Origin of the sequence: Asaia sp. HumB (assembly GCF_030263835.1) — a bacterium.
In the GTDB taxonomy this organism is placed as follows: Bacteria; Pseudomonadota; Alphaproteobacteria; order Acetobacterales; family Acetobacteraceae; genus Asaia; species Asaia bogorensis.
This window is the reverse complement of the sequence record NZ_JARPML010000002.1, coordinates 77,501-100,187: the sequence shown is the minus strand read 5'-3', so window position 1 is coordinate 100,187 and position 22,687 is coordinate 77,501. Positions and strand designations below refer to the sequence as shown.

The following is a 22,687-nucleotide window of genomic DNA, read 5'->3' as shown; positions in this document are numbered from 1 at the left end:
GTTTGGGAGAACACGGTCAAGACTCCGGAACGAGCTCCTGAACCACGCTCAGTATGGCATCCAGTTGGTAGGGTTTGGTCATGACACGGTCGAGGCGAGAGTTCTGGTCGACCTGCACACCGTGGCCTGTTGTGTATATGATGGGCAGGTCTGGCCGCTTGACGCGGCTTTCCTGCCCGAGATCAGCCCCGCTGCCATCCGGCAGGGAGATATCCATGATCATCACGTCGAGCGGTTGATCACTATCGATCAACCGTCGCGCCGATTCGCAGGTATCGGCCTCCAGTACATGTACATCGCTGTCCTCAAGGAATTCGATCAGGCAGGATCTGATCAGGAAATCATCTTCGACGACAAGGATGGTAGGAGGAAGTGACATAGGCGTGGATCTCGAACGATTCAGGACGACCAGTTCTGTTCGAAATCGGCATAGAGCGTCAGCCCACCGTCAACGAACAGGGTCTGCCCCGTAATATAGCTTGATTCCTTGGAGGCAAGAAAGGCCATCGCATCGGAGATCTCGCGACACTCACCCGGGCGCTTCATCGGAATATGTTTGGCCGTCGCCTCATATTTCTCCGGATCCTTCACCCAGGCATCATTGATGGGGGTGACGATGGCGCCGGGGGCAACAGCGTTGACGCGAATATTGTAGCGGCCATATTCGAGTGCCAGCGTGCGCACGATGTTACCAACTGCGCCTTTGCTAGCCGAGTACCCGAGATAATGCGGCTTGGGGATCTGCTGATGCACCGAGCTGTTGACGATGATATTGCCGGGGACATCGTTCTCACGCCAGTATTTCAGCGCGGCACGGGCACAAAGGACAACGCCTGTGACGTTCACGGCCATCACCATGTTGAAGTCCTTGAGGGCGATCTCCTCCGACGGACATTCGATCTGCATACCAGCGTTACAGATCAGCACGTCGAGACCGCCGAAGCCTTCGAGTGTTTCCTTCATCACGCGATTGACATCTTCCTCGACCGACATGTCGCCGGCGACGATGAGATGATTGCCATCAACCGGTTTCGGGAGTTTTTCCAGCAGAGGCTGTAGCTTTTCCGCCTTGCGGCCATTGATGGCGACCTGCGCGCCTTCGCGAGCGAAATGCATGGCTGCATCTTCGCCGATACCCTGTGAGGCTCCTGTGATCAGGATCTTCTTGTGGGCAAAACGTTTGCTCGTTTCTTCAGCCACGCGGTGCGCTCCTCTTCCATGAGAAAAGCCAGCCCTTGAGGGCTGGCAGGTCAGATTGAAGAGTGAAACGCACCCGGGCGCGAAAGGATGCCTGAAACCTCAGGCCGCTTTCATGGTCTCTGTCAGAGCCTGAAGGACGGCCGTAGGGTCCTTGTTTTCGAGAACGGCCACTTCGCTCACGAAGCGTTCCTGTGCCGCTTCGAACAGCTTGCGCTCACTGAAGCTGCCATCGAGGCTGTCGACGTTGCGGCGCAGGTCACGAAGCACTTCGGCAATCTGGATCAGATCGCCCGAGTTGATCTTTTCCTGATAGGCAACGGCACGACGCGCCCACATGCCCTTGCTGACATGCGGCTTGCCCTTGATGATCGACATCGCCTTCTCGACAATATCGCGCGTGACGATCTTGCGCAGCCCCGATTTGCGGGCCTTCGAGAGAGGGATGCGCAGTGTCATCTGGTTGCCGGGGAACGAGATCTGGATGATTTCCAGCTTCGTTCCGGCAATTTCATCGACACCGATGCGGTCGACGCGACCGACACCATGTGCGGCGTAGACGATGGAATCCCCTTCCTGGAAGGGATCGTCGTCTCCGGCATGAGAGTCGGCCTGTGTTGCGGTCAGCGCGGCGGCGCTACGCGCCATCGCGTCTGTCATGCCTCCCTTGGGAGGGGTTTTGAACGTGCTCATGGCACAGGCCTATATCAGAAATTCCACAGTTTGTCTTGTGCCTCTGACAGGCTGTTGCCCGGTGTGCATCCGCCAGGCGGGCAAGGTATCGAGAGCGATCAGGGCTGCACGCCACGGCTGGGTGGAATGGGCTTGCCGACATCGTCGCCGATGGGTTGCAACAGGTCGATCTCGATATTGCGCGACATGGTCAGCATGGGCAGGGCGTGCTTGCTGGGGACGAACGGTTCCTGAAGATCGCGACCGCTCTTGTCCAGCGCCTGAAACAGGAAGCCCACAAGGCTCGAACCCAGCGGCGTGATCCAGCCGAGCGACTGTACGGCCGAAAGCGGCAGCACGATGCAGAAGACATGCACCACCAGCAGCGGCAGGACGGAATATTGTATGGGCAGCGGCGTGTTCTTGATGCGCTCCAACCCACCCTGGGCATTGGCAAGATCGGACAGGATACGATCAACCGTGCCATGCACGGCGCCATCGATGTTCTTGAGCGCCACTTCCTCAGCCACACCGAGGCCGATTTCATAAAGCAGCGCGTTGGGCTTGTTGTTGCGGGCCATGATGCGCTCATACATCTCTGGCGTGAGCAGGCGTCGGGCTTCCGGACCCTGCTCCAAATTGGAAAGCGCTGTACGCAGCAGGTAGGGATAAGCGGCCATGGCGCGTGCAAGGTCAGGACGGCCACCCAGCAGCGTTGCGGCCTCTCGGGCGAAGGAGCGGCAGTTATTCGTGATCAGGCCCCAGAGTGACCGGCCTTCCCACCAGCGGGCGTAGGCGGCATTGTTCCGAACACCCAGAAAGAGGGCCAGTGCCGAGCCCATCAGTGAGATGGGAAGTGCAGGTTGCTCCATCCATTCCTGATGATAGACCTGATAGAGAATGACGACGACGAAATCCCACAAGGCGAGAATACCAAGTGGGACCGCTGTCTCACGTAACAGGATCCAAAGGCCGTAATTCTTGTCGACGATCAAGGTGTTTTGGTCCTCAAAAGCTGCTGTTGGGCTGGGGCGATATCTTAGACAGGACGCCCCCGATAAAACTCGTTAAAACGTAATCTGTTCTGTGACGTATCGTGAACAGCCTGTGATCGGAGATTTGATAAGATGGATGTGATTGCCGCTCTTGCACTCGAGGCCGGTCGAAAGCTGGAAATCGACACGGTACAGCTCGAGGGACCGCGCGCGGGCGAGGTTCTGGTCGAGATCAAGGCCACAGGCCTGTGCCATACGGACAAGTTCACCCTGTCCGGTGATGACCCGGAAGGCCTGTTTCCTGCCATCCTCGGCCATGAAGGGGCGGGCATTGTGCGCGAGGTCGGCTCTGGGGTGACCTCGCTCAAGCCGGGCGATCATGTCATCCCGCTCTACACGCCCGAGTGCCGGAACTGCCCGTCCTGCCTGTCGCGCAAGACCAATCTTTGCACCTCGATACGCGGCACACAGGGCAAGGGGCTTATGCCTGACGGCACAACGCGCTTTTCCTACAAGGGGCAGCCGGTCCATCATTATATGGGCTGCTCGACTTTTGCCAATTTCACTGTGCTGCCCGAGATCGCTCTGGCCAAGGTGCGTAGCGACGCGCCGCTGGACAAGATCTGCTACATCGGATGCGGCGTGACGACAGGGATTGGCGCCGTGCTGTTCACGGCCAAGGTTGAGGCAGAGTCGACTGTTGTGGTGTTTGGTCTGGGGGGGATCGGGCTCAATGTCGTGCAGGGGGCCCGCATGGTCGGTGCCCGGCAGATCGTCGGTGTCGATCTCAACCCCGAGCGTGCCACCATTGCGCGTGAGTTCGGCATGACGCATTTCGTCAACCCTGCCGATCTGGGCCCCAATGGCGATCTAGTGGGCCATCTGGTCGAGCTGACCGGTGGAGGCGCGGATTACACCTTCGAGTGTGTGGGTAATGTGAAGCTGATGCGTCAGGCGCTCGAATGCGCCCATCGCGGGTGGGGTGTTTCCTGCGTGATCGGCGTGGCCGGGTCCGGTCAGGAAATCAGCACGCGTCCATTTCAGCTGGTGACGGGACGGCGCTGGATCGGCTCGGCTTTCGGCGGGGCAAGGGGGCGCACCGATGTGCCCAGAATCGTCGACATGTATATGGAAGGGCGCATCAATATTGATTCGTTGATTACCCAGAATCTCAAGCTGTCCGAGATCAATTATGGCTTCGAGCTGATGAGCCAGGGCAAGTCGATCCGCTCCGTCGTGGAATTCGACGCTTGACGCCGGAAAAAATCACCGATCAGCTTTGTCACGGCGGCAGCGTGACTTGCTGGCGGCACCGATCCGAAGTTCTGGGTCTGGATGCGCAATTCAGTGTTTTCCAGCCCGCGCAGGCGCTGCGTGGTGAGGTCGTTCCGGTGCTTTTCCTGCTTGCTGGGCTCACTTGCATGCATGAGACGTTCCTGCAGAAATCGACAATCATTGCCCATGCCGCAGAGCACGGGCTGATGCTGGTGGCCCCCGATACCTCGCCGCGCGGTGCAGGCATTGCGGGCGAGGAGGAAAGCTATGATCTCGGCACCGGGGCAGGCTTCTATCTGGACGCGCTCATCACACCCTGGGACCGACATTACCGTATGGGCAGCTATATCGACGCAGAGCTTCCCGCGCTGCTGAAGCGACTATTCACGCTCGATGGCGCATCTTTCGGGATCATGGGTCATTCGATGGGTGGGCATGGTGCCCTGGTGCATGGGCTGCGCAATCCTGATCAGTGGCGCTCGATCAGCGCGCTCGCTCCGATTGTGCATCCCTCGGTCGTTCCCTGGGGTGAGAAAGCATTCACGGCTTATCTAGGCAGTGATCGTGATATCTGGGCGCAATGGGATGCAGTCTCGCTGCTTGAGGCGGATCGCATCCATCCTGCCAGCATCCTGATCGATCAGGGGGTCGCGGACCCTTTCCTCGCACAGGAATTGAGGCCTGATCTGATCGAAAATGCGGCGGCGGCGGCAGGGCAGCCGCTCACGTTGCGCTATCATGAGGGATACGATCACTCATACTGGTTCATCCAGACCGTTATTCGTGACCATGTGGCCCATCACGCAAGCCTGCTCGGAGCTTCCTCCCGATGATCAAGTCCCTTTCCGCGAGCCTGGGCGCGTTATGGCGATCTCTCTCATGCTTCGCACTGGTTGTCATGGCGCTGGGTGTGACGGCGCTCGGTGGATGCAGCACCGGACCCGCACCCTGGCCGACCGCCTTGACACCGACACGTCACGCTGACTTCGATCACAACACGCTGGCTTTGACGTGGCAGCCCGGCTTTTGCACTGTCGGCAAAGGATGTAGCGCCGATCAGCCACGCCAGCCCCTGATCGGGCTTCACGGTCTATGGGCGTCAGAACCCCATTCGCTGGAGGCGCAGAGTATTCCGGTTGAGCATTGGTGGCGTGACGGGTGCAGCCTGCTCGAGCCCGATGCTCAGGCACCTGTGCTCGATAACGCCATGAGCGCGACGCTGAACCAGATCATGCCGCACACCCAGCCTTCGCTGATCACACATGAGTGGGTCAAACACGGGGCTTGCTTCGGCTATTCTGCGGGTCCGTTCTTCGCCAAGGCGAGCGCCTTGCGCGAGCGGTTCGCGCAGTCACCGATGGGTACCTATCTTGCCGAACGCGCCGGGTTGCGGGTGCGTCATGATGACCTTGTGGCGTTTTTCAGAACAGCGAGCCAGACCACCCTGCCACGTGCCATGCAGCTGCGATGCGAGACCGATCATGAGGGACGCATTGTTCTGACGCAGCTCTGGTTCACGCTGGCACCCGGCAAGATGCATCTCTTCCCTGCGGCAGGGAGCTATCTGGCATCGCCGCAAAATCAGGATAACTGCCCGGCGGAATTCTGGGTCAAGCGCTGGTAGAAGCCTTGTCTGACCGGCATGTCTGGCGCATGCCGGTCAGGTTTCAGTCACCGAGGAGATGCAGCACAATCTCGCGTCCGTGTGAGGCGCGGCGGTGCTCGAAAAGGTAGATACCCTGCCATGTGCCCAGCACCGGCCGACCGCCCATGACCGGAATCGTGAGTTGAACATTGGTCAGTACGGAGCGGATATGGGCTGGCATATCGTCAGCGCCTTCGTAATCGTGACGATAGGCCCGGCTTTCGGGCACCAGATCCTCAAAATAGCTGTTGATGTCCTGTTGCACCGTCGGATCAGCGTTTTCCTGCACGATGAGTGATGCTGAGGTATGCCGGCACCACAGGGTGAGGAGCCCGTCCGTTATTCCGCTCTCCGATACCCAATCGAGTATCGGGGCGGTGATCATGGTGAGGCCCTTGCCGCGGGTGCGTACCGACAGACGGTGAAATGCCTGCTTCATGAGATGGACCTCCTCCGGAGCGCGGTGGTCTGCACCGGCTCCCTGCATGTTGCTGGCAGTTCTAGCGCAGATAACCCACGAGGCGTTCCGCCTCAGTCACGATCGGCTCGGCAATCACGTTGGCTCGCGCCGCGCCTTCACGCAGGATCTGTTCGAGATGCGCGCGATCTTCAAGCAAACGACGGGTTTCGTTGGCGACGGGTGCGAGCTTTTCCACCAGCAATTCGGCCAGCGCTGATTTGAAAGAACCAAAGCCCTGGCCGCCAAAGCGCGCCAGAACGTCGTCATTACTCAAATCGGACATGGCGGCAAAAATGGTGACGAGATTGCGTGCCTCGGGGCGCTCGGCGAGACCGGCATTTTCCGAGGGCAGGGGTTCCGTGTCCGATTTCGCCTTGCGGATCTTCAGCGCGATCTCATCAGCCGTATCCGTCAGTTCGATCCGTGATTGCGCGGAGGGATCCGATTTGGACATTTTCTTTGTGCCGTCGCGCAGGCTCATGACGCGTGCGGCGGAAGGCGGGATGAGCGGCTCGATCGTGGGGAAGAAATCGACCCCGTAATCATGGTTGAACTTGGCAGCGATGTCGTTTGCGATTTCGAGATGCTGCTTCTGGTCTTCGCCAACGGGTACGCGTGTGGCGTGAAAGGCATGGATGTCCGCCGCCATGAGGGCGGGGTAAACGAACAGGCCGGCAGAATGCTGCTCACGGTCCTTGCCCGCTTTTTCCTTGAACTGCGTCATGCGGTTCAGCCAGCCAAGGCGAACCACACAGTTGAAAATCCAGCCGAGACGCGCATGCGCGCTGACGGCAGACTGGTTGTAGAGCACGTGTTTCTGCGGATCGATGCCCGAGGCAATCAGGCAGGCGGCCTGCGCCAGGCTGTCCTGACGAAGTTGCGCGGGCTCGCGGAACACGGTCAGGGCGTGCATATCAACCAGGCAGAAAACGCAGTCATGATCGTCCTGCAACCGGACCCAGTTGCGGATTGCGCCAAGGTAATTGCCAAGCTGGGGGACACCGGTCGGCTGAATGCCGGAAAATACACGTTGCATGGGCAGTGTTGTCGAATGTGCTGCCATAGCGGTCAAGTGGAAAGATTGCCGAGCCCATGCAAATGCCTGTAATGCCTCGCCAATGCGCGTTTGACCCTGCGCATCGAGCAGCGGGAGAAGATTTTTGGTACGGGGAATTCTGACAGTCTATGCAGGCCCGATGTTTGCGGGAAAATCTGCCCATCTGTTGCAGGAGCACCCGGATGTCCGATCCACACTGTGTCTCGCCCCTGCCTTCGATACGCGCTCAGGTGCCGCTATCCATAGTCGTGTGGGATTGAGCCGCCCCGCACGATCGGTACGGGCATGGCCGGATGACGCCACAGAATACGAGCATATCCTGCTTGATGAGGGGCATTTCATGATCGCGCCGCATTATGCGGGTGACGTCGTGGCCGATATCAACCGGACGCTGGGCCAGGGAATTCATGTCAGTGTGTCAGGCCTCGACACTGATTTCATGCGTCAGGCATTCGATGTCATGGCGCGACTGCGTGCCATGGCTGATCGATATGTCCTGCTGCAGGCGCGTTGCCATGTTTGCGGGGCGCCGGCGTACTGGACGGCCAAGAAGCGCCAGACCGCGTATGTACTCGAGACGGGCGATGACGATCTTTACGAAGCCCGTTGCGAAAGCCACTGGGCGCCACCCTGAGCGTTTGTCGCCCACACGACGCTACCGTAAAGGCAGGGTAGGAGGCTCGTTAAGACAAAGAGCCCCTTTTTGCCTAGCCTTGGATCAGGGAATTTGTCCCTTGGCCGAAAGGGCCTGCCGCATGGCATGGACGCGATTGGAGCCGATTTCTTCTTTTCTGGCCGCCGCGATGACATCGGGCGTGATCTGAGGTGCGGGATGTGTCGCGCCACGCGAGATCAACCAGTTGAGGATGAGCGAAAGCTGCTCATCGCTCAGCCTGCGGAAGCTTGGCATGGAGAAATTATAGTGGCCGCCATTGGCTTCGATGGGGCCATCGAGACCGTTCAGCATGACACGCGCCAGATAGTCGCGCCCCTCCGGCGTCTTGGCAATCAGGTCAAGGCGCCCGACCAACGGGGGTACTTCACCGGGCAGGCCGTTGCCGCCATGGTGACAGATGCCGCAATTGGGGCCGTAGATCTTCTGCCCCGCGCTTTTCTTGCCGCAGGCTGTCAAAGCGAGAGCGGCGACAAGCGCAAGAGCGAGGGGCGCGCGCATGGTCAGACCCTTACTGTTCCTGACCACCCAGACCCAGAAGCTGGATCTTGAACACGAGCGGGCTATTCGGCGGGATGATACCCATGGAGCGCTTGCCGTAGCCCAGCTCGGGCGGGACATAGAGCATCCAGGTATCGCCCACATGCATCATCGGAAGGGCTTCCATCCAGCCCTTCACGAGGCCGTCGAGAGGCATCTGCATATAGGCGCCGTTGCCATGCTGTTCCGAACTATCGAAGATTCCGCCATCGGGCAGGCGGCCTTCATAGATCAGCATCATCTGGCGACCCTTGGACGGCTGTTCGCCGTCCTTGGGGCCGGATTTCAGCACCTTGTAGGCCAGACCGTCGGGCAGGGTCTTGACCCCCGGCTCCGCGCGGACCTTGGCCATGAACTGCTCGGGCGTCAGCTCCGGCTCTTCTTTCGGGCCGCCGCAGGCTGCGAGAGCGAGGAAAGACGCCCCGGCAACGAGGGTCTTGATGGAGCGGGATATACGCATGGTGTACCTCTGAACGCTGGCGATCAGGGCTGGCCGCCGGTGCGGCCAATCTGGCCACCCAGACGCAGGCGCAGCGCATTGAGCTTGATGAAGCCCTGAGCGTCGATCTGGTTATAGGCCCCTTCATCGTCCTCGAAGGTGACAACGCGGGTGTCGTACAGGCTGTTCGGGCTTTCGCGGCCGACGCAGATCACGTTGCCCTTGTAGAGCTTCAGCCGCACGCGGCCCGTGACCGATTTCTGGCTGGTGTCGATCAGTGCCTGCAGCATGTGCCGCTCGGGCGAGAACCAGAAGCCATTGTAGATGATCTCGGCATAGCGCGGCATCAGGCTGTCCTTGAGGTGCATGGCCTCGCGGTCGAGCGTGATGGATTCGATGCTGCGATGCGCCGTGAGCAGGATCGTACCGCCCGGTGTTTCGTAGATACCACGCGACTTCATGCCGACGAAACGGTTCTCGACAAGGTCCAGACGGCCAATGCCGTTGTCATGGCCGAGCTTGTTGAGGCGCGTCAGCAGTTCGGCGGGGGAAAGCGTGACGCCATTGAGCGCAACCGGATCACCTTCAAAGAAATCGATGGCGATTTCAGTTGCGACATCGGGCGCGTTTTCGGGCGAGATGGTGCGCTGGAAAACGATTTCATCGGGAGCAACTGCGGGATCTTCGAGGATCTTGCCCTCGGAAGACGAGTGGAGCAGGTTGGCATCGACCGAAAAAGGCGCCTCGCCGCGCTTGTCCTTGGTGACCGGAATCTGGTTTTCCTCGGCAAAAGCCAGCAGCTTGGTGCGCGAGGTCAGGTTCCACTCACGCCACGGCGCAATGACCTTGATGTCGGGCTGCAGCGCATAATAGCCAAGCTCGAAGCGAACCTGATCATTGCCCTTGCCGGTCGCGCCATGGGCCACGGCATCGGCACCGACCATCTTGGCGATCTCGATCTGGCGCTGTGCGATAAGCGGACGCGCGATCGACGTACCCAGCAGGTACTGCCCCTCATACAGCGCATTGGCGCGGAACATCGGGAACACGAAATCCTTGACGAAGGTTTCGCGCAGGTCTTCGACGAAGATGTCCTTGACGCCGAACATCTCGGCCTTGCGGCGTGCCGGTTCCAGCTCTTCACCCTGACCGAGATCGGCGGTGAAGGTGACCACCTCGCAGCCATATTCCTTCTGCAGCCAGCGCAGAATGACGGAAGTATCCAGCCCGCCCGAGTAGGCGAGAACAACTTTTTTGACGTCCCGGGCAGTCATGAGGCCAGGCTTCCCTCTGATAGAATGACAAATACAGAGTCATTCTTATCACTCGCCTCGCGCACTGGCCAGCCTGACAGGCTGACCGGCACCGGGTTATTCTGCTTCGGCGGTTGTGCTGCGGCGCAGTCTTTCGCTTTCGGTCTTGAGCTGACCACAGGCTGCCAGGATATCGCGCCCGCGTGGCATACGAATTGGCGCAGCAAATCCGGCATCCATCACGATGGCGGCAAATTTCTGCAGCTGCTCACGCGTCGAGGGTTTGAATTCCGACCCCGGCCATGGATTGAAGGGGATCAGATTCACCTTCGCGGGCAGGCCCTTGATCAGCCGCACCAGCTCACGGGCATCGGCCTCACTGTCATTGATGCCGCGCAGCATGATGTATTCGAAGGTGATACGTCGGGAGTTCGAGGCTGCAGGGTAGCGTCGACACGCCGCCATCAGCTCCTCGATCGGATACTTGCGATTGAGCGGTACGATCTTGTCACGCAGATCGTTTGTTACCGCATGCAGCGAGATCGCGAGGTTGACGGCCAGTTCCTCACCGCAGCGATCCATCATCGGCACCACGCCCGACGTCGAGAGCGTGATGCGGCGGCGTGACAGGGCGATCCCCTCACCATCCATCACGATGCGCATCGCCTTGGCCACGTTGTCGTAGTTATAGAGCGGTTCGCCCATACCCATCAGGACAATGGTGGAGAGCAGGCGCGGTGTCTCGCCCTTGGGGCTGGGCCATTCACCATAGGAATCGCGGGCAGCCATGAACTGCGACACGATCTCCGCCGCACCCAGATTGCGCACCAGCTTCTGTGTGCCGGTATGGCAGAATGTGCAGGAAAGAGTGCACCCCACCTGAGACGAGATGCAGACCGCGCCGCGGTCCTCGCGACGGTCCGGTATATAGACGGTCTCGGCTTCCTGCCCATCACGGAAACGGAACAGGAATTTGCGTGTGTCGTCGCTGGAGGTCTGTTCCAGGCTCGTCGCAGGGCGGCCAACGACATAACGCTCTGCAAGTTTCGCCTGAAGCGGCTTCGCGATGCTGCTCATACGGGCGAAATCGGTGGCGCCCTGATGATAGATCCAATGCCAGAGCTGCTTGGCCCGGAACGGTTTTTCACCGAATTCCGCCATCTCCGCAATCAGCTCTTCGCGGGACAGGCCCACGAGGTCACGCCGCCCGTCGGGCAGGACCGCCGGGGGCGGAGCAAAAAGCGCGGATTTGGCAAGGATGCGCGCGCGCTCCTGCTCATTCAGGTCGAGTGTGGTCGAGATGTCGGACATGGGGGTGCTCTATCACGAATAGGCACCGGGAACGCAAGCAAAACCGCTGCAGGGCACGGGGCGCTGCTGGGCTGACCCTCTCGCTACGTTCAGATGCAGTGCGCCCGACTCTTCAAACGCGTCGGGCGGCGATCAGGAATTCGCGGTTCCCCTCGGGGCCAGTGATGGGGCTTGGTTCAATGCCAAGAACCTCCCAACCTTCGAGTTCTTCCCACCAGGCACGGATTTCAGCGCAAACACGCTCATGCACCGCGGCGTCACGCACGACGCCCTTCGCGCCAATCTCGGATCGTCCGGCTTCGAATTGCGGTTTGATCAGGGCCACCGCCCATCCACCCGGCTGGCAGAGAGCGAGGGCAGGGGGCAGTACGATGCGTAGCCCGATGAAGCTCGCATCACAGACAACAATGGAAATTGGGTCAGGGATGATCGTCTCATCCAGCGTCCGGGCATTGGTCTTTTCCATGACGACAACGCGCGGGTCTGACCGCAGCTTCCATGCAATCTGACCGTGCCCGACATCGACGGCATAGACTTTTGTGGCGCCCTTGGTCAGCAGCACATCGGTGAAACCCCCTGTGGAGGCACCGACATCTACTGCTATCGCTCCCGCGGGATCGAGCCCGAAATGGCTGAGCGCATGGTCCAGCTTGAGACCGCCGCGCGAGACCCAGGGGTGATCCTGCCCCTTGAGGTCAAGCACAGTATCCTCGGCGAGCATATCGCCCGCCTTGGCAATGCGGCGGTCCTTGGTGAACACAAGCCCCGCCATGATCAACGCCTGCGCGCGGGCGCGGCTCTCGACAAGCCCGCGCTCGACCAGCAGGACGTCTGCCCGCTTCTTGGCCATCAGGCCGTCTGCTGGGCGTTCTGTGCACCAAGCGCGGCAAGCGCCGTATCGACGATTTGCGGCGCATTGAGCCCGGCCTCGTCATACTGCACGTCCGGCAGGTTATGATCGATATAGGTGTCAGGCAGCGCCATGGGGCGGAACCTGACCTGATCGAGAAGAGCCGTCTCGGCCAGATGACGGACCACGAGGCTGCTGAAGCCGCCTGCTGCGCCTTCCTCGATTGTGATCAGGACATCGTGCTCACGGGCCAGACGTTCGACGAGAGCCGTATCGATCGGCTTGGCGAAGCGTGCATCGGCAACAGTCACGGCAATGCCCTGCGCAGCAAGGTGATCGGCTGCCTTGAGCGATTCGGTCAGGCGCGTACCCAGCGAGAGAATGGCGACGCCGGATTTATTGCCGGGCTGACGAACTGCCTCACGGACGATGCGGCCACGACCGATCTCGAGAACCTCGCCCTTCTCCGGCAAATCGAGACCCGTGCCACCACCACGGGGGTAACGGAACGCGATCGGACCCGCATCGTACACGCAGGCCGTGGCGGTCATATGGGTCAGTTCGACCTCGTCACTCGGGGCCATCACCACCATGTTCGGCAGGCAGCACAGATAGTTCAGGTCGAATGAGCCAGCATGGGTAGCACCATCGGCACCGACAAGACCGGCACGGTCAATGGCAAAGCGAACGGGTAAGTTCTGCAGGTCCACATCATGCACTACCTGGTCATAGGCGCGCTGCAGGAAGGTGGAATAGATGGCGCAGAAAGGACGCAGCCCTTCCGAAGCCATGCCGGCAGCGAAGGTTACGGCGTGCTGCTCGGCAATGCCGACATCGAAGAAGCGCTCGGGATGCTTCTGGGCAAACTTGTCCAGACCTGTGCCCGAGGGCATTGCCGCAGTAATGGCCGTGATGCGCTCATCCATCTCGGCATGACGCAGCAATTCGCGTGCCATGACGGAGGTGTAGCTCGGCGGACCGGCGGGAGCCTTCTTCTGCTCACCCGTGATCACGTTGAACTTGCTGACAGCGTGATACTTGTCGCCCGCGGACTCAGCTGGCTTGTAGCCGCGTCCCTTCTCGGTGATGACATGCAGCAGGACCGGGCCTTCATCGCTGTCGCGAAGATTGCGCAGGATCGGCACCAGCTGGTTGAGGTCATGACCGTCAACCGGACCGACATAATAGAAGCCGAGTTCCTCGAACAGCGTGCCGCCCGTGATCAGGCCGCGCGTCAGTTCGTCAGCACGCTTGGCGGTGCGTTCCAGCCCGGCAGGCAGGCGCTTCGCCAGCTTGCCTGCCAGATCGCGAAGGCTCAGGAACTGACGCGAGGTCATGAGACGGGAGAGATAGTTGGACATCGAGCCGACCGGAGGCGCGATGGACATCTCGTTGTCGTTGAGAATGACGATCAGCCGCTTGGCGCCAGGACCGGCCACGGCGGCATTGTTCATGGCCTCATAGGCCATGCCAGCCGAAATCGACCCGTCGCCAATGACCGCAATCACATTGCGCTCTTCATAGGACGGATCATCATTGGCACGCAGATGATGCGCCACGGCCATGCCGAGACCGGCAGAGATGGACGTGGAGGAATGGGCTGCACCGAACGGGTCGTACTCGCTTTCCGAACGACGCGTGAAGCCCGAGAGACCTTCTGGCTGGCGCAGCGTGCGGATACGGTCGCGGCGCCCGGTCAGGATCTTGTGCGGGTAGGCCTGATGGCCGACATCCCATATGACTCGGTCATCGGGCGTGTTGAACACGGCGTGCATGGCCACGGTCAGCTCGACCACGCCAAGGGAAGCGCCAAGGTGGCCGCCCGTGGTGGACACCGCGTCTACCGTCTCGGAACGCAGCTCTTCAGCCAGTTGCTTGAGCTGGTCGGTCGAGAAGTTTCTCAGATCGGCGGGAATGACGACCCGGTCGAGATGAGGAAAACGACCCATGGTCGGGATCGACGAGGCTTGGTTCGGTTTGGTGGTATCGCTCATTCTCTTAATTCCTGCGCTCGACGATGTAGTGTGCCAGGGCTCTGAGCGCGGCTGCTTCGGTCCCGAAAGAGGTCAGGGCCTGTGTGGCCTGCTCGACAAGGCGCGCGGCTTCCGCACGTGCGCCGTCAATGCCGAGAAGGGAGACATAGGTGGATTTGCCGGCAGCTTCATCCTTGCCGGCCGTCTTGCCGAGTTCCTCGGCGCTGGCCGTGGTGTCGAGCACGTCATCGGCCACCTGAAAGGCGGTGCCGATATCACGACCATAGGCAATGATGGCGTCGCGCTGAACGCGCGTTGCGCCACCAAGAATGGCACCGGCCTCGGCGGCGTAGCGGATCAGCGCGCCGGTTTTCATGGCGTGTAGGCGTCGCACCTGATCGAGCGGCAGCGATTTGCCTTCGCCACGGATATCGACCACCTGACCGCCGACCATGCCTGCCGCACCCGACGCCTGTGCCAGTGCGGTCACCAGGGCGATACGCACGGAAGGATCGGAATGGGTGGCCTCGTCCGCCAGGATCTCAAAGGCAGAGGTCTGGAGGGCGTCGCCAGCCAGGATGGCAATGGCCTCGTCAAACTTCTTGTGCGTTGAGGGCTGCCCGCGGCGTAGATCGTCATCATCCATGGCAGGCAGGTCATCATGAACCAGACTGTAGGCGTGAAGCATTTCGACCGAGGCCGCGACACGAAGGGCGCCCTCGGGCTCTGCCCCGAAAATGCCGGCAATCTCTGTCACGAGATAGCCGCGCAGTCGCTTGCCACCGCCAAGGGCTGCGTAGCGCATGGCCTCAATCAGAACCGATTCGTCGCCTTCAACCATGGGAAGAAGGCGATCAATAGTGCTTTCGATCGCGCGCGCTGCCGTGCCAAGTGAGGCCGCAAGGGTCTCGGGCGATGCAGTTGAGGGTGATGAGGTGGTCGTCATGGGGCTTTTCCGCCAGAATTCTCGTCGAACTCGGCAAGCGGCGTTGTGCCTGTCGTACCATCACGCTGTGTGATAGCCCGAACGCGCATTTCGGCTTCCGAGAGTTTTGTTTCACAATGGCGGCGCAGGGCAGCACCTCGCTCATAGGCGCTTATCGCGTCCTCGAGTTTCATCTGACCGCTTTCGAGGCCGCGTACAATCCTGTCGAGTTCTGACAGGGCATCCTCGAAAGAGAGCTGTGATAGCTGTGCGTCCATGCCGTAACTGCCGTCCCGCTCCGCTGTTTCGGAAAAATGCCGTCAGCATATGACGGCCATTGGGATGGAGGGATAACCTGTCGCACTCCATTCTCCAAGCCCAAGGGTGGAGAGAGTATGATTATTCCGTGACAGGCAAGGACACAGCTGTGTCCGATTTGCGACGAATCACAAAGGAGAGTGTCTCGCCATCTTCCGAAAACGCTATCAGCGCGTGGCCGGTCTCGCGGCAGAATGCCTGAAAATCAGCAACACTTGCCCTGTCCGTGGCCAAAACGCGCAGCTTTGCACCCGGCGAGAGGGTCTTGAGGCTGCGATGGGCCCGGAGCACCGGCAAGGGGCAGGCCATTCCACGAACGTCGAGCAGGGTTTCTGGGGGCGAGGCTGTCATTTTCAGGACTATGCGCGCAGCGCCATGTGTGTTTCAAGATCGGGCGCTGTTTGACCGCTCTGTTTGACCAATAGATCTTTACTCGGACCGTATTCGTCCGCAACATGCGCCGCAGTTTTCAGAAGCAACATCAGTAAGGCATGAGATGGCTGATTATCGCCTCGGCATCGATTTCGGTGGCACAAAAATCGAAATCGCAGTTCTCGATCGCGCTGGCGATCTGCAACTGCGCGAACGCGTACCGAACCCGGGAATTTATGAAGATGCCGTGATCGCTGTGCGCGATCTCGTCGCCAGCGTCGATCAGCGCCTTGGCAGCGTGGCCTCGCATCTTGCGGCGCCGGGCCAGCTCACCTCGACACTCGGCATCGGTATTCCGGGTTCGATCTCGCCCGAGACTGGCCTTATCAAGAACGCCAATGCGACCTGGCTGAACAACCAGCCTTTCGGTATCGACCTCGATCGTGCCCTCAATCGCTCGGTACGTGTTGAGAACGATGCGAACTGCTTCGCCTTGTCGGAAGCCGCAGACGGCGCTGGCGCAGGGAACCGTACGGTGTTCGGCATCATCATCGGTACCGGTATGGGCGCTGGTATTGTTGTCGATGGAAAGGTCATTGGCGGTCGGCACAGCATCGCGGGCGAGTGGGGGCACACACCACTTCCTTGGGTACGTCTGGAAGAATTCCCCCTGCCGAAATGCTTCTGCGGCAATGAGGGCTGTCTTGAACGCTATCTTTGCGGACCGGAGCTGGCGAAGGACTGGAAGGGCGTCGGGCACCATAACACGGCAGGGATCGAGGAAGCCGCCGCTAACGGTGATATTGCTGCGATCGGGGCGCTCGATCGCTACATGGACCGCTTCTCGCGCGCATGTGCTCTAGCGATCAACTTCCTTGATCCTGACATCATCGTGCTTGGGGGTGGCGTGTCCAACCTCGACAGCATCTATGAACGTGTGCCGCCCTTGCTGGCACGTCATGTGATCACCCCGACCTGCACCACCCCCATCGTGCGCAACAAGCACGGCGACAGCTCAGGCGTGCGCGGTGCCGCCTGGCTGTGGGACGTGACCGAGTAAGGGGCGCCTCTCAGTCCTGCTTGAGGCGATCGGGGCGGAAGCCGGTCGCCACAACATAGAGCTCACTCGACTCCTTGCGCGACGCAGGGGGTTTGAGATGACGCACACTTGAGAAGGCCAGTTTCATGGGCTCGAGCATCTGCCGCTCGGAACCGCCCTGAAACACCTTGGCGACGAATCCGCCGCCAACCGCCAGAACCTGCATTGCAAAATCGAGTGCACCTTCCGCCAGTCCCATGATGCGCAGGTGATCTGTTGGCGCATGGCCTGTTGTGTTGGGTGCCATGTCGGACAAGACCAGATCAGCGGGGCCGCCCAGCAATTCGATCAGTCGCGCAGGCATGTTGGGATCTGTGAAGTCGCCTTCTATAATTGTAGCGTCGCTGACAGGGTCGACCGGCAGCAGATCCACGCCCACGACAGCGCTGGCACCGCGCTTGACCGCAACCTGTGTCCAGCCTCCCGGCGCAGCGCCAAGATCGATAATTCTCATCCCGGGCTTGATCAGCTTGAGCCGGTCATCGATTTCAATCAGCTTGAAGGCAGCGCGCGAGCGCCAGCCCTGCTTGCGGGCTGCGGCCACATAAGGGTCGTTGAGCTGGCGGTTCAGCCAACGCTGCTGCGCCGTGGAGCGCCCGCGCGCCGTGCGCAGCATGATTGTCTTGTTACGCGCCGTCTGGACAGAGCTGCCATCCAATGCGCTGTCTGACTCACCTGGTGCGGCCGAACTCTTGAGGGCCTTGCCCGGAATACGGCGCTCCTGCACCTTGCCGCCCTGACGGCCGCGCTTGTCATTATCTTTGCTCATGCGCGTCCCATAAAGGAAGACGGTGCATGATGGCCACGATAATTCGCGTGTCTGTCATGGGAGGGCGCGTGTTGACGCATACCTTGAGCATGAACGCGCGAGCGATGCGACTGCGACGCCATGCGGGCCACCATCCCATCCCTGAGCCCCCGATCCGCGACAATGATTTCGCGTGATGGCCAGACACGATGGATGGCGTCGAAAATCGCGCAGCCAGGTAGCATGAAATGCTGTCGGTCCGGGGTGAGGCCGGGAGGCGTTTCCTGCTGGCCTGAGGCGGCCTGACGTACAAGCCCGATGGCGTCGTAAGCGGCTTCTGCTGTGAGCGTGAAGCCATCAACGGCATGGCGGCTGTAGCGCGCCAGGTTTTGCGCGACACTGGCCAAAGTTGTTACCGTGCCGCTCGTACCGAGCATCTGCACGGCACCTCGGCGCATTTCCTGACCGATCTGATGAACACGTTCGAATGCCGTGAGCGGCTCCTGCACGAGGCGAACCATGTCTTCATACAGGCTGGCGGGGTCTTCGCCACGCTGCTCACCGCGCTTGTGTCCGAACTGCTCCGAGAGGGTCACAACCCCAAAGGGCAGGCTGACGAGGCCGACAACCTCGTGCTCGTGCGTCTCTGGATGCAATCTAAGCCACGCTACTTCCGTCGAGCCGCCGCCGATATCAAAAAGAATAGCCCGTCGACCCCCTTCGGGGTCGCGGTGCAGCAAGGTCCGGCATCCCTCAACAGCAAGTTCTACCTCCTCCCTTGGGGAGATGATTTCCAGAGAGAGGCCGGTTTCCGAGCGCACGCGCGAGAGGAAGCTGTCGCGATTGAGGGCGCGGCGGCACGCTTCCGTGGCGACGGCGCGCACCTGAAGCGAGGGGAGGCCATCCATGCGTGCGGCGTAGCTGTCGAGTGTTCGGATGGCGCGATCCATGGCACGCGAACTCAGTTCGCCGGTTTCAACCAGCCCTTCACCGAGGCAGACCATGCGGTTCTGGCGGTCGAGCACCTGCACACCGTGCCCGCTTCGCCTGGCGATCATGAGGCGGCAATTGTTGGTGCCGAGATCGAGGGCGGCAAAATGCCTGGGGGCGTGCCCCCCGATCGAGGGGGAAGCAGCATCGCTTTGGCGGTAGCCCATGATCGTCCCCTTTTTGTGATGGTGCGATGCACCGGAAATCTTGTGTAAAAAACAATGTGATAGCGCTGGCACAGCACAGCAAGGATTTTGTGACGGGACAAAGACTGATTTGTCGAAAAAAATGCAAAAAGGGGGGTTGCGGCGCTGTGGGGTGGATGCTATCTGACCGCCACCGCAAGGCACTGAGCTACGGCTCAACTGCTGGGGGATAGTTTAGCGGTAGAACTACCGGCTCTGACCCGGTCAGCCCTGGTTCGAATCCAGGTCCCCCAGCCATTTTCCTTCGGGTCCAACTTTCCAAATCAAGATTTGCACAGGTCACTGCCTGCTTAGTTCGCATGCCATAGGCACGTCCGGATGACGCCATCTCGTTCATGAGTTGCGCCCTTCCTTTGCGATCTGGCGCAGAGAGGAGCATGCCCCGTAGGGTATCTTTGCTCGCGAGTTAGGCCGCTCAGGAATGCTTAGGCGCTGGTCGTATCGCGAAAGCTGAGACCTGCTCTGGGTCGAGAAGGCGCAGATTATGCGAGTTGGCGTGACCCTCTCGTATGCGTTTGATCGGGGGAGCCAAACGCTCACGCCCGTAAAGCTCTGTGTTTGGTGTGGGAAACGTTTCGAAGCTTGTATCGTCTGGCGATACGATCCTGGAATGGCCCCCGCTGAAAGAGTAAGGGGGCAGACGATGCAGTTGCGTGGGCCTTTTCCCGTTTAGCCGAAATCCCGCACCGTGTTCGACGGGGTGCTGTCAAATGTCATCCAAGCTTGGATTTTGGTGCTGCGACACGGCGCTAGGCCGCCCCTTGCGCTCACTCTTCTCATTCGTATGGTTCCGCGCCGAGCGATCAGTCCGGTATCACCGATGGTGCTGCGCTTCTCAAAGATAAAATAGTGTCCCGACCGGGTGGGGTGACGATAGCTGAGGCTCTTTGCTGTAGCGGTGACCCATATCACGCAGCATATAGGAAAGGCGCTGATCAGCCATCGCGGCATTCATGGATTTGGCTTCACGGGGCGAAGCTATGAACAGCGTCAGACATCGCCGGTCGCCGCGTCTATCCTCTTGTCCGGGCAGAGCTCTATGTTTGTCTTGGTATTCGCGCTGAAACAGCGCTCGGCAAACGATTTACCTACGGCGCTTTCCGAAGCAATGAATTGTTTGAGCAGGCGTAGGGACGTTGGTCGCAGGACCAATCGCCATTGCTTCCCAAGGGGCGGCGCACAAAACGACCTGGGACGGTTCCGTGGAGGGGGGGTATTGATATCGCGCGACGAGGGCGGCTTCGGCGTTGTTCGTGTGAGGTGGCGCCCACATGAACGTGGTTATCGAAATAATTATCGTATGATTAGACCTATATAGTAGTAAACTTCATCGAAATTAACAAATACAGAATCGTAAATATAAGTTACCATTTCTTAAACTTATAAAACTACTCGTATCGACATAATGGCGTCGCGCCGGACGGTCTGTATTGTATCGTAATGATACCCCATGTAACTCTTATAAAACGATTTTAATATTTCGTATCGTCATCAAATTTTCATCCCGCGACCGCAATGCGTTGTGATAGGAACATTAACGTAACGATCTATGTTCGTTAATAATCCAGTATGTGTTCCGGGAAGTATGATGCGCTTTAACGCCCGCTATTTTTTATGTGCGACATCCGTCCTCGCGTTGAGTGTCTCTGCCGCTCAGGCCGAGCAAAGCCAGACCGGTCGTAAGACGGCCTCGTCTAAAACCGCGCAGAGTACGGATTCTGGGCCGTCCATGATGGGTTCGACGTCTCCTGCGGATGCGGCACGCAGTGAAACCGTCCAGGTACGGGCGAGCCGTCACACGTCTGCGGGGGGCGGCCTCATGGTGCATGAGGACGCGGCGAAGTCACGTTCGACCGTCACGCAGGAGTTTATCGCCAAACAGACGCCCGGTCTCAACCCGATGCAGCTCATCGCCTCGCTGCCCGGCGTCAATACCACCTCGGTTGACCCTCTTGGCCTGAACGGTGGCAACCTGACGCTGCGTGGCCTGAATGCCAGCCAGATCGGCTTTACGCTTGAAGGTTTCCCGATCAATGATATCGGCAACTATGCTGTCTATCCTCAGGAAATCGTCGATTCAGAGAATTTGCGCACGATCAATGTGGAGCAGGGCTCGGCAGATCTCGATAGCCCCCACATCAGCGCCTCGGGCGGTGCTGTAAATATGTATCTGCTGGACCCGACTGAAAAATTCAGCGGCCATCTCGACGGTACGTATGGCAGCTATAATGCCCGCCGCATCTTTGGCCGCGTGGATACTGGTCGCATCGGCAACACGCATCTCAAGGGCTATATCTCATTTTCGGCTGCCCATGAGGATTCATGGCGGGGTCCCGGTGCACAGAAGAAGCTGCACGGCGAGACCAAATGGGTGAATGAATGGGGGCAGGGCAATCGTATCGCGCTGGCGATTGTCGGCAACCAAAGCGATAGCACGCTCTTCCCGTCCATGAGCCTCGCGAACTGGCAGAAATACGGCACATCCTACACGTATGATTCCAAGTGGAATCCGAAAAGTCCGAGCGCCAACTACTACAAGCTGCATCAGAACCCGTTCACAAACATCTATGCCAGCGCGCCGTCCACATTTACGTTGACGGACAACCTGACGCTGACGGAAACACCGTATTTCTGGTATGGTAACGGCAATGGCGGCGGTGCTTATAATGAGAGCCTGACGAGTCAGCAGTATGGTTCGCAGTCTCTGAGCGGCTCGATCGGTCCATACAACCCATCGAACACAAAGAGCCTGCTCCTGTATAACCCGTCCAACACACAGACTTATCGCCCGGGTGCCGTAACAAAGCTGGCTCTGCATACCGGGGCCAATCGTCTGATGATTGGTTACTGGTTCGAGTATTCAAAGCAGATCCAGACGTCGCCTTATAGTCTTGTCGATCCTGCGACGGGTGCGCCGCTGGATGAATATGGTGGCGGCCCGAACCTCGTCCTTGCCAACGGCACGACCGCTCAATATCGCGACACGCTAACGCAGACGCGTATTCACACGCTCTTCATCGATGACTCGCTCTCATTGCTGAACAATCGCCTGACCATCGAGGGCGGTCTTAAATATGCGATGATTACGCGCCAGGGTCAGAACTATCTACCTGACACGTCGACAGGTCCCTATATCAACGGAAGCTGGAATGAGCCGCTGCCAGCCGCGTCCATACGCTATAAGCTGAATGACCAGTTCCAGCTTTTTGCTTCCGGGACGACCAATTTCCGCATCCCGATGAATACATCGCTTTATGATGCAGGCACATACACCAAGGGCGTGGGCTACAGCACGAAGGCGAACCCGAATCAGAAGCCGGAGATCTCGATCTCAGAGGAAGCCGGTGTGCGTTACCAGGGAAGCCTGTTCAACAGCACACTGACCTACTTCCATTATAACTTCACCAACCGTCTCTATACTCAGACAGTCGTCCTGCCGAACGGATCCTACTATTCGCAGAGCATCAATGGCGGTGGTTCACATGCTGACGGTGTCGATTTCGAGATCGGCACCCGCCCCATCCTTTATCATCTGCGCCCTTATATCTCTGCCGAGTACATTAACGCTCGGACGGACAGCAATGTCGCGGCTGGCAGCAGCGGTGACTACGTGTTCAGCAAGGGTAAGTTTGCACCCCAAACGCCCAAGCAGCAGGTGGCCTTCAACCTCGACTATGACGATGGACATC

General features: G+C 59.5%; 23 protein-coding genes and 1 tRNA gene (1 of these 24 only partly in view). 7 read left to right on the top strand and 17 right to left on the bottom strand.

Features of this window, described 5'->3' with window-relative positions; genetic code table 11:
• Positions 1-16: 16 nt before the first annotated feature.
• The 4 genes from P5689_RS01820 to P5689_RS01805 all read right to left on the bottom strand — a co-directional run bounded on the left by P5689_RS01820 (position 17) and on the right by P5689_RS01805 (position 2,864).
• Positions 17-379: a response regulator gene (locus tag P5689_RS01820; RefSeq protein ID WP_023978711.1), complete on the bottom strand. Its 363-nt coding sequence runs from the start codon at positions 377-379 to the stop codon at positions 17-19.
• A 20-nt stretch (positions 380-399) separates the two neighbouring features.
• Positions 400-1,200 (bottom strand): glucose 1-dehydrogenase, encoded by an 801-nt coding sequence (locus P5689_RS01815; RefSeq protein ID WP_285531887.1) that lies wholly within the window; start codon positions 1,198-1,200, stop codon positions 400-402.
• 99 nt (positions 1,201-1,299) lie between these two features.
• Positions 1,300-1,890: a CarD family transcriptional regulator gene (locus tag P5689_RS01810; RefSeq protein ID WP_023978709.1), complete on the bottom strand. Its 591-nt coding sequence runs from the start codon at positions 1,888-1,890 to the stop codon at positions 1,300-1,302.
• A gap of 98 nt (positions 1,891-1,988) precedes the next feature.
• Complete coding sequence (locus tag P5689_RS01805; protein WP_023978708.1) at positions 1,989-2,864, bottom strand: bestrophin family protein; 876 nt, start codon at positions 2,862-2,864, stop codon at positions 1,989-1,991.
• Between the two features lie 132 nt (positions 2,865-2,996).
• Here P5689_RS01805 and P5689_RS01800 point away from each other — a divergent pair, with 132 nt between their 5' ends.
• From P5689_RS01800 to P5689_RS01790, 3 genes are read left to right on the top strand one after another with little or no spacing between them, the layout of a single operon-like run.
• Positions 2,997-4,118 carry an S-(hydroxymethyl)glutathione dehydrogenase/class III alcohol dehydrogenase gene (locus P5689_RS01800; protein WP_023978707.1) on the top strand — a complete coding sequence of 374 codons (1,122 nt, stop codon included), beginning with the start codon at positions 2,997-2,999 and terminating at the stop codon, positions 4,116-4,118.
• Positions 4,115-4,972, top strand: coding sequence for an S-formylglutathione hydrolase (fghA, locus tag P5689_RS01795; protein WP_031240802.1), 858 nt, complete (start codon positions 4,115-4,117; stop codon positions 4,970-4,972). The genes P5689_RS01800 and fghA overlap by 4 nt, the downstream gene beginning before the upstream one ends.
• Positions 4,969-5,763, top strand: a complete 795-nt coding sequence (locus tag P5689_RS01790; RefSeq protein ID WP_285531886.1) for a ribonuclease T2 family protein — start codon at positions 4,969-4,971, stop codon at positions 5,761-5,763. Before fghA ends, P5689_RS01790 begins: the two co-directional genes overlap by 4 nt.
• Before the next feature lie 43 nt (positions 5,764-5,806).
• Here P5689_RS01790 and P5689_RS01785 read toward each other — a convergent pair whose 3' ends face one another.
• Both P5689_RS01785 and trpS read right to left on the bottom strand, forming a co-directional pair.
• Positions 5,807-6,223 carry a secondary thiamine-phosphate synthase enzyme YjbQ gene (locus tag P5689_RS01785; RefSeq protein ID WP_023978704.1) on the bottom strand — a complete coding sequence of 139 codons (417 nt, stop codon included), beginning with the start codon at positions 6,221-6,223 and terminating at the stop codon, positions 5,807-5,809.
• Between the two features lie 61 nt (positions 6,224-6,284).
• Positions 6,285-7,280 (bottom strand): tryptophan--tRNA ligase, encoded by a 996-nt coding sequence (gene trpS, locus P5689_RS01780; protein ID WP_285533785.1) that lies wholly within the window; start codon positions 7,278-7,280, stop codon positions 6,285-6,287.
• 124 nt (positions 7,281-7,404) lie between these two features.
• On the opposite strand from trpS, the gene P5689_RS01775 reads away from it, so the two are divergent.
• Positions 7,405-7,935, top strand: coding sequence for a thymidine kinase (locus P5689_RS01775; protein ID WP_285531885.1), 531 nt, complete (start codon positions 7,405-7,407; stop codon positions 7,933-7,935).
• Between the two features lie 84 nt (positions 7,936-8,019).
• Here P5689_RS01775 and P5689_RS01770 read toward each other — a convergent pair whose 3' ends face one another.
• From P5689_RS01770 to P5689_RS01730, 9 genes are all read right to left on the bottom strand, one after another.
• Positions 8,020-8,475 (bottom strand): cytochrome c, encoded by a 456-nt coding sequence (locus P5689_RS01770; RefSeq protein ID WP_285531884.1) that lies wholly within the window; start codon positions 8,473-8,475, stop codon positions 8,020-8,022.
• Between the two features lie 10 nt (positions 8,476-8,485).
• Complete coding sequence (locus P5689_RS01765; protein ID WP_062164749.1) at positions 8,486-8,974, bottom strand: FKBP-type peptidyl-prolyl cis-trans isomerase; 489 nt, start codon at positions 8,972-8,974, stop codon at positions 8,486-8,488.
• Positions 8,975-8,997: 23 nt separating this feature from the next.
• Complete coding sequence (locus P5689_RS01760) at positions 8,998-10,227, bottom strand: argininosuccinate synthase (RefSeq protein ID WP_023978699.1); 1,230 nt, start codon at positions 10,225-10,227, stop codon at positions 8,998-9,000.
• 96 nt (positions 10,228-10,323) lie between these two features.
• Positions 10,324-11,517, bottom strand: coding sequence for a 23S rRNA (adenine(2503)-C(2))-methyltransferase RlmN (rlmN, locus tag P5689_RS01755; RefSeq protein ID WP_122040034.1), 1,194 nt, complete (start codon positions 11,515-11,517; stop codon positions 10,324-10,326).
• Between the two features lie 112 nt (positions 11,518-11,629).
• Positions 11,630-12,367, bottom strand: a complete 738-nt coding sequence (locus P5689_RS01750) for a TlyA family RNA methyltransferase (RefSeq protein ID WP_285531883.1) — start codon at positions 12,365-12,367, stop codon at positions 11,630-11,632.
• Complete coding sequence (dxs, locus tag P5689_RS01745; RefSeq protein WP_023978696.1) at positions 12,367-14,361, bottom strand: 1-deoxy-D-xylulose-5-phosphate synthase; 1,995 nt, start codon at positions 14,359-14,361, stop codon at positions 12,367-12,369. Before dxs ends, P5689_RS01750 begins: the two co-directional genes overlap by 1 nt.
• 4 nt (positions 14,362-14,365) lie before the next feature.
• Positions 14,366-15,286 carry a polyprenyl synthetase family protein gene (locus P5689_RS01740; protein WP_023978695.1) on the bottom strand — a complete coding sequence of 307 codons (921 nt, stop codon included), beginning with the start codon at positions 15,284-15,286 and terminating at the stop codon, positions 14,366-14,368.
• The gene (locus tag P5689_RS01735) at positions 15,283-15,543 is read right to left on the bottom strand and encodes an exodeoxyribonuclease VII small subunit (RefSeq protein WP_023978694.1); all 261 of its coding nucleotides are present in this window, start codon (positions 15,541-15,543) and stop codon (positions 15,283-15,285) included. Before P5689_RS01735 ends, P5689_RS01740 begins: the two co-directional genes overlap by 4 nt.
• A 121-nt stretch (positions 15,544-15,664) precedes the next feature.
• Positions 15,665-15,934: a sulfurtransferase TusA family protein gene (locus tag P5689_RS01730; protein ID WP_023978693.1), complete on the bottom strand. Its 270-nt coding sequence runs from the start codon at positions 15,932-15,934 to the stop codon at positions 15,665-15,667.
• A 145-nt stretch (positions 15,935-16,079) separates the two neighbouring features.
• On the opposite strand from P5689_RS01730, the gene P5689_RS01725 reads away from it, so the two are divergent.
• Positions 16,080-17,015 carry an ROK family protein gene (locus P5689_RS01725; protein ID WP_023978692.1) on the top strand — a complete coding sequence of 312 codons (936 nt, stop codon included), beginning with the start codon at positions 16,080-16,082 and terminating at the stop codon, positions 17,013-17,015.
• A 10-nt stretch (positions 17,016-17,025) separates the two neighbouring features.
• Here the strand turns inward: P5689_RS01725 and P5689_RS01720 are convergent, their stop codons facing one another.
• Together P5689_RS01720 and P5689_RS01715 are read right to left on the bottom strand one after the other, a co-directional pair.
• Positions 17,026-17,823, bottom strand: a complete 798-nt coding sequence (locus P5689_RS01720; protein ID WP_285531882.1) for an RlmE family RNA methyltransferase — start codon at positions 17,821-17,823, stop codon at positions 17,026-17,028.
• Positions 17,820-18,959: a Ppx/GppA phosphatase family protein gene (locus P5689_RS01715; RefSeq protein ID WP_023978690.1), complete on the bottom strand. Its 1,140-nt coding sequence runs from the start codon at positions 18,957-18,959 to the stop codon at positions 17,820-17,822. The genes P5689_RS01720 and P5689_RS01715 overlap by 4 nt, the downstream gene beginning before the upstream one ends.
• Positions 18,960-19,161: 202 nt before the next feature.
• On the opposite strand from P5689_RS01715, the gene P5689_RS01710 reads away from it, so the two are divergent.
• Positions 19,162-19,235 (top strand) — tRNA-Gln (locus P5689_RS01710).
• Between the two features lie 1,492 nt (positions 19,236-20,727).
• Positions 20,728-22,687, top strand: partial view of a TonB-dependent receptor domain-containing protein gene (locus P5689_RS01705; protein ID WP_285531879.1) — the 5' portion only. The gene runs 317 nt beyond the window's last position; only the first 1,960 of its 2,277 coding nucleotides appear in the window; it begins with the start codon at positions 20,728-20,730; the stop codon falls past the right edge of the window.

What these genes read in the sequence shown, in the direction of transcription:
- P5689_RS01820 (WP_023978711.1), bottom strand. Translation starts at nt 379, where the DNA reads ATGTCACTTCCTCCTACCATCCTTGTCGTCGAAGATGATTTCCTGATC.
- P5689_RS01810 (WP_023978709.1), bottom strand. Translation starts at nt 1,890, where the DNA reads ATGAGCACGTTCAAAACCCCTCCCAAGGGAGGCATGACAGACGCGATG.
- P5689_RS01800 (WP_023978707.1), top strand. Translation starts at nt 2,997, where the DNA reads ATGGATGTGATTGCCGCTCTTGCACTCGAGGCCGGTCGAAAGCTGGAA.
- P5689_RS01790 (WP_285531886.1), top strand. Translation starts at nt 4,969, where the DNA reads ATGATCAAGTCCCTTTCCGCGAGCCTGGGCGCGTTATGGCGATCTCTC.
- P5689_RS01785 (WP_023978704.1), bottom strand. Translation starts at nt 6,223, where the DNA reads ATGAAGCAGGCATTTCACCGTCTGTCGGTACGCACCCGCGGCAAGGGC.
- trpS (WP_285533785.1), bottom strand. Translation starts at nt 7,280, where the DNA reads ATGCAACGTGTATTTTCCGGCATTCAGCCGACCGGTGTCCCCCAGCTT.
- P5689_RS01770 (WP_285531884.1), bottom strand. Translation starts at nt 8,475, where the DNA reads ATGCGCGCGCCCCTCGCTCTTGCGCTTGTCGCCGCTCTCGCTTTGACA.
- P5689_RS01765 (WP_062164749.1), bottom strand. Translation starts at nt 8,974, where the DNA reads ATGCGTATATCCCGCTCCATCAAGACCCTCGTTGCCGGGGCGTCTTTC.
- P5689_RS01760 (WP_023978699.1), bottom strand. Translation starts at nt 10,227, where the DNA reads ATGACTGCCCGGGACGTCAAAAAAGTTGTTCTCGCCTACTCGGGCGGG.
- rlmN (WP_122040034.1), bottom strand. Translation starts at nt 11,517, where the DNA reads ATGTCCGACATCTCGACCACACTCGACCTGAATGAGCAGGAGCGCGCG.
- P5689_RS01750 (WP_285531883.1), bottom strand. Translation starts at nt 12,367, where the DNA reads ATGGCCAAGAAGCGGGCAGACGTCCTGCTGGTCGAGCGCGGGCTTGTC.
- dxs (WP_023978696.1), bottom strand. Translation starts at nt 14,361, where the DNA reads ATGAGCGATACCACCAAACCGAACCAAGCCTCGTCGATCCCGACCATG.
- P5689_RS01740 (WP_023978695.1), bottom strand. Translation starts at nt 15,286, where the DNA reads ATGACGACCACCTCATCACCCTCAACTGCATCGCCCGAGACCCTTGCG.
- P5689_RS01735 (WP_023978694.1), bottom strand. Translation starts at nt 15,543, where the DNA reads ATGGACGCACAGCTATCACAGCTCTCTTTCGAGGATGCCCTGTCAGAA.
- P5689_RS01730 (WP_023978693.1), bottom strand. Translation starts at nt 15,934, where the DNA reads ATGACAGCCTCGCCCCCAGAAACCCTGCTCGACGTTCGTGGAATGGCC.
- P5689_RS01725 (WP_023978692.1), top strand. Translation starts at nt 16,080, where the DNA reads ATGGCTGATTATCGCCTCGGCATCGATTTCGGTGGCACAAAAATCGAA.
- P5689_RS01720 (WP_285531882.1), bottom strand. Translation starts at nt 17,823, where the DNA reads ATGAGCAAAGATAATGACAAGCGCGGCCGTCAGGGCGGCAAGGTGCAG.
- P5689_RS01715 (WP_023978690.1), bottom strand. Translation starts at nt 18,959, where the DNA reads ATGGGCTACCGCCAAAGCGATGCTGCTTCCCCCTCGATCGGGGGGCAC.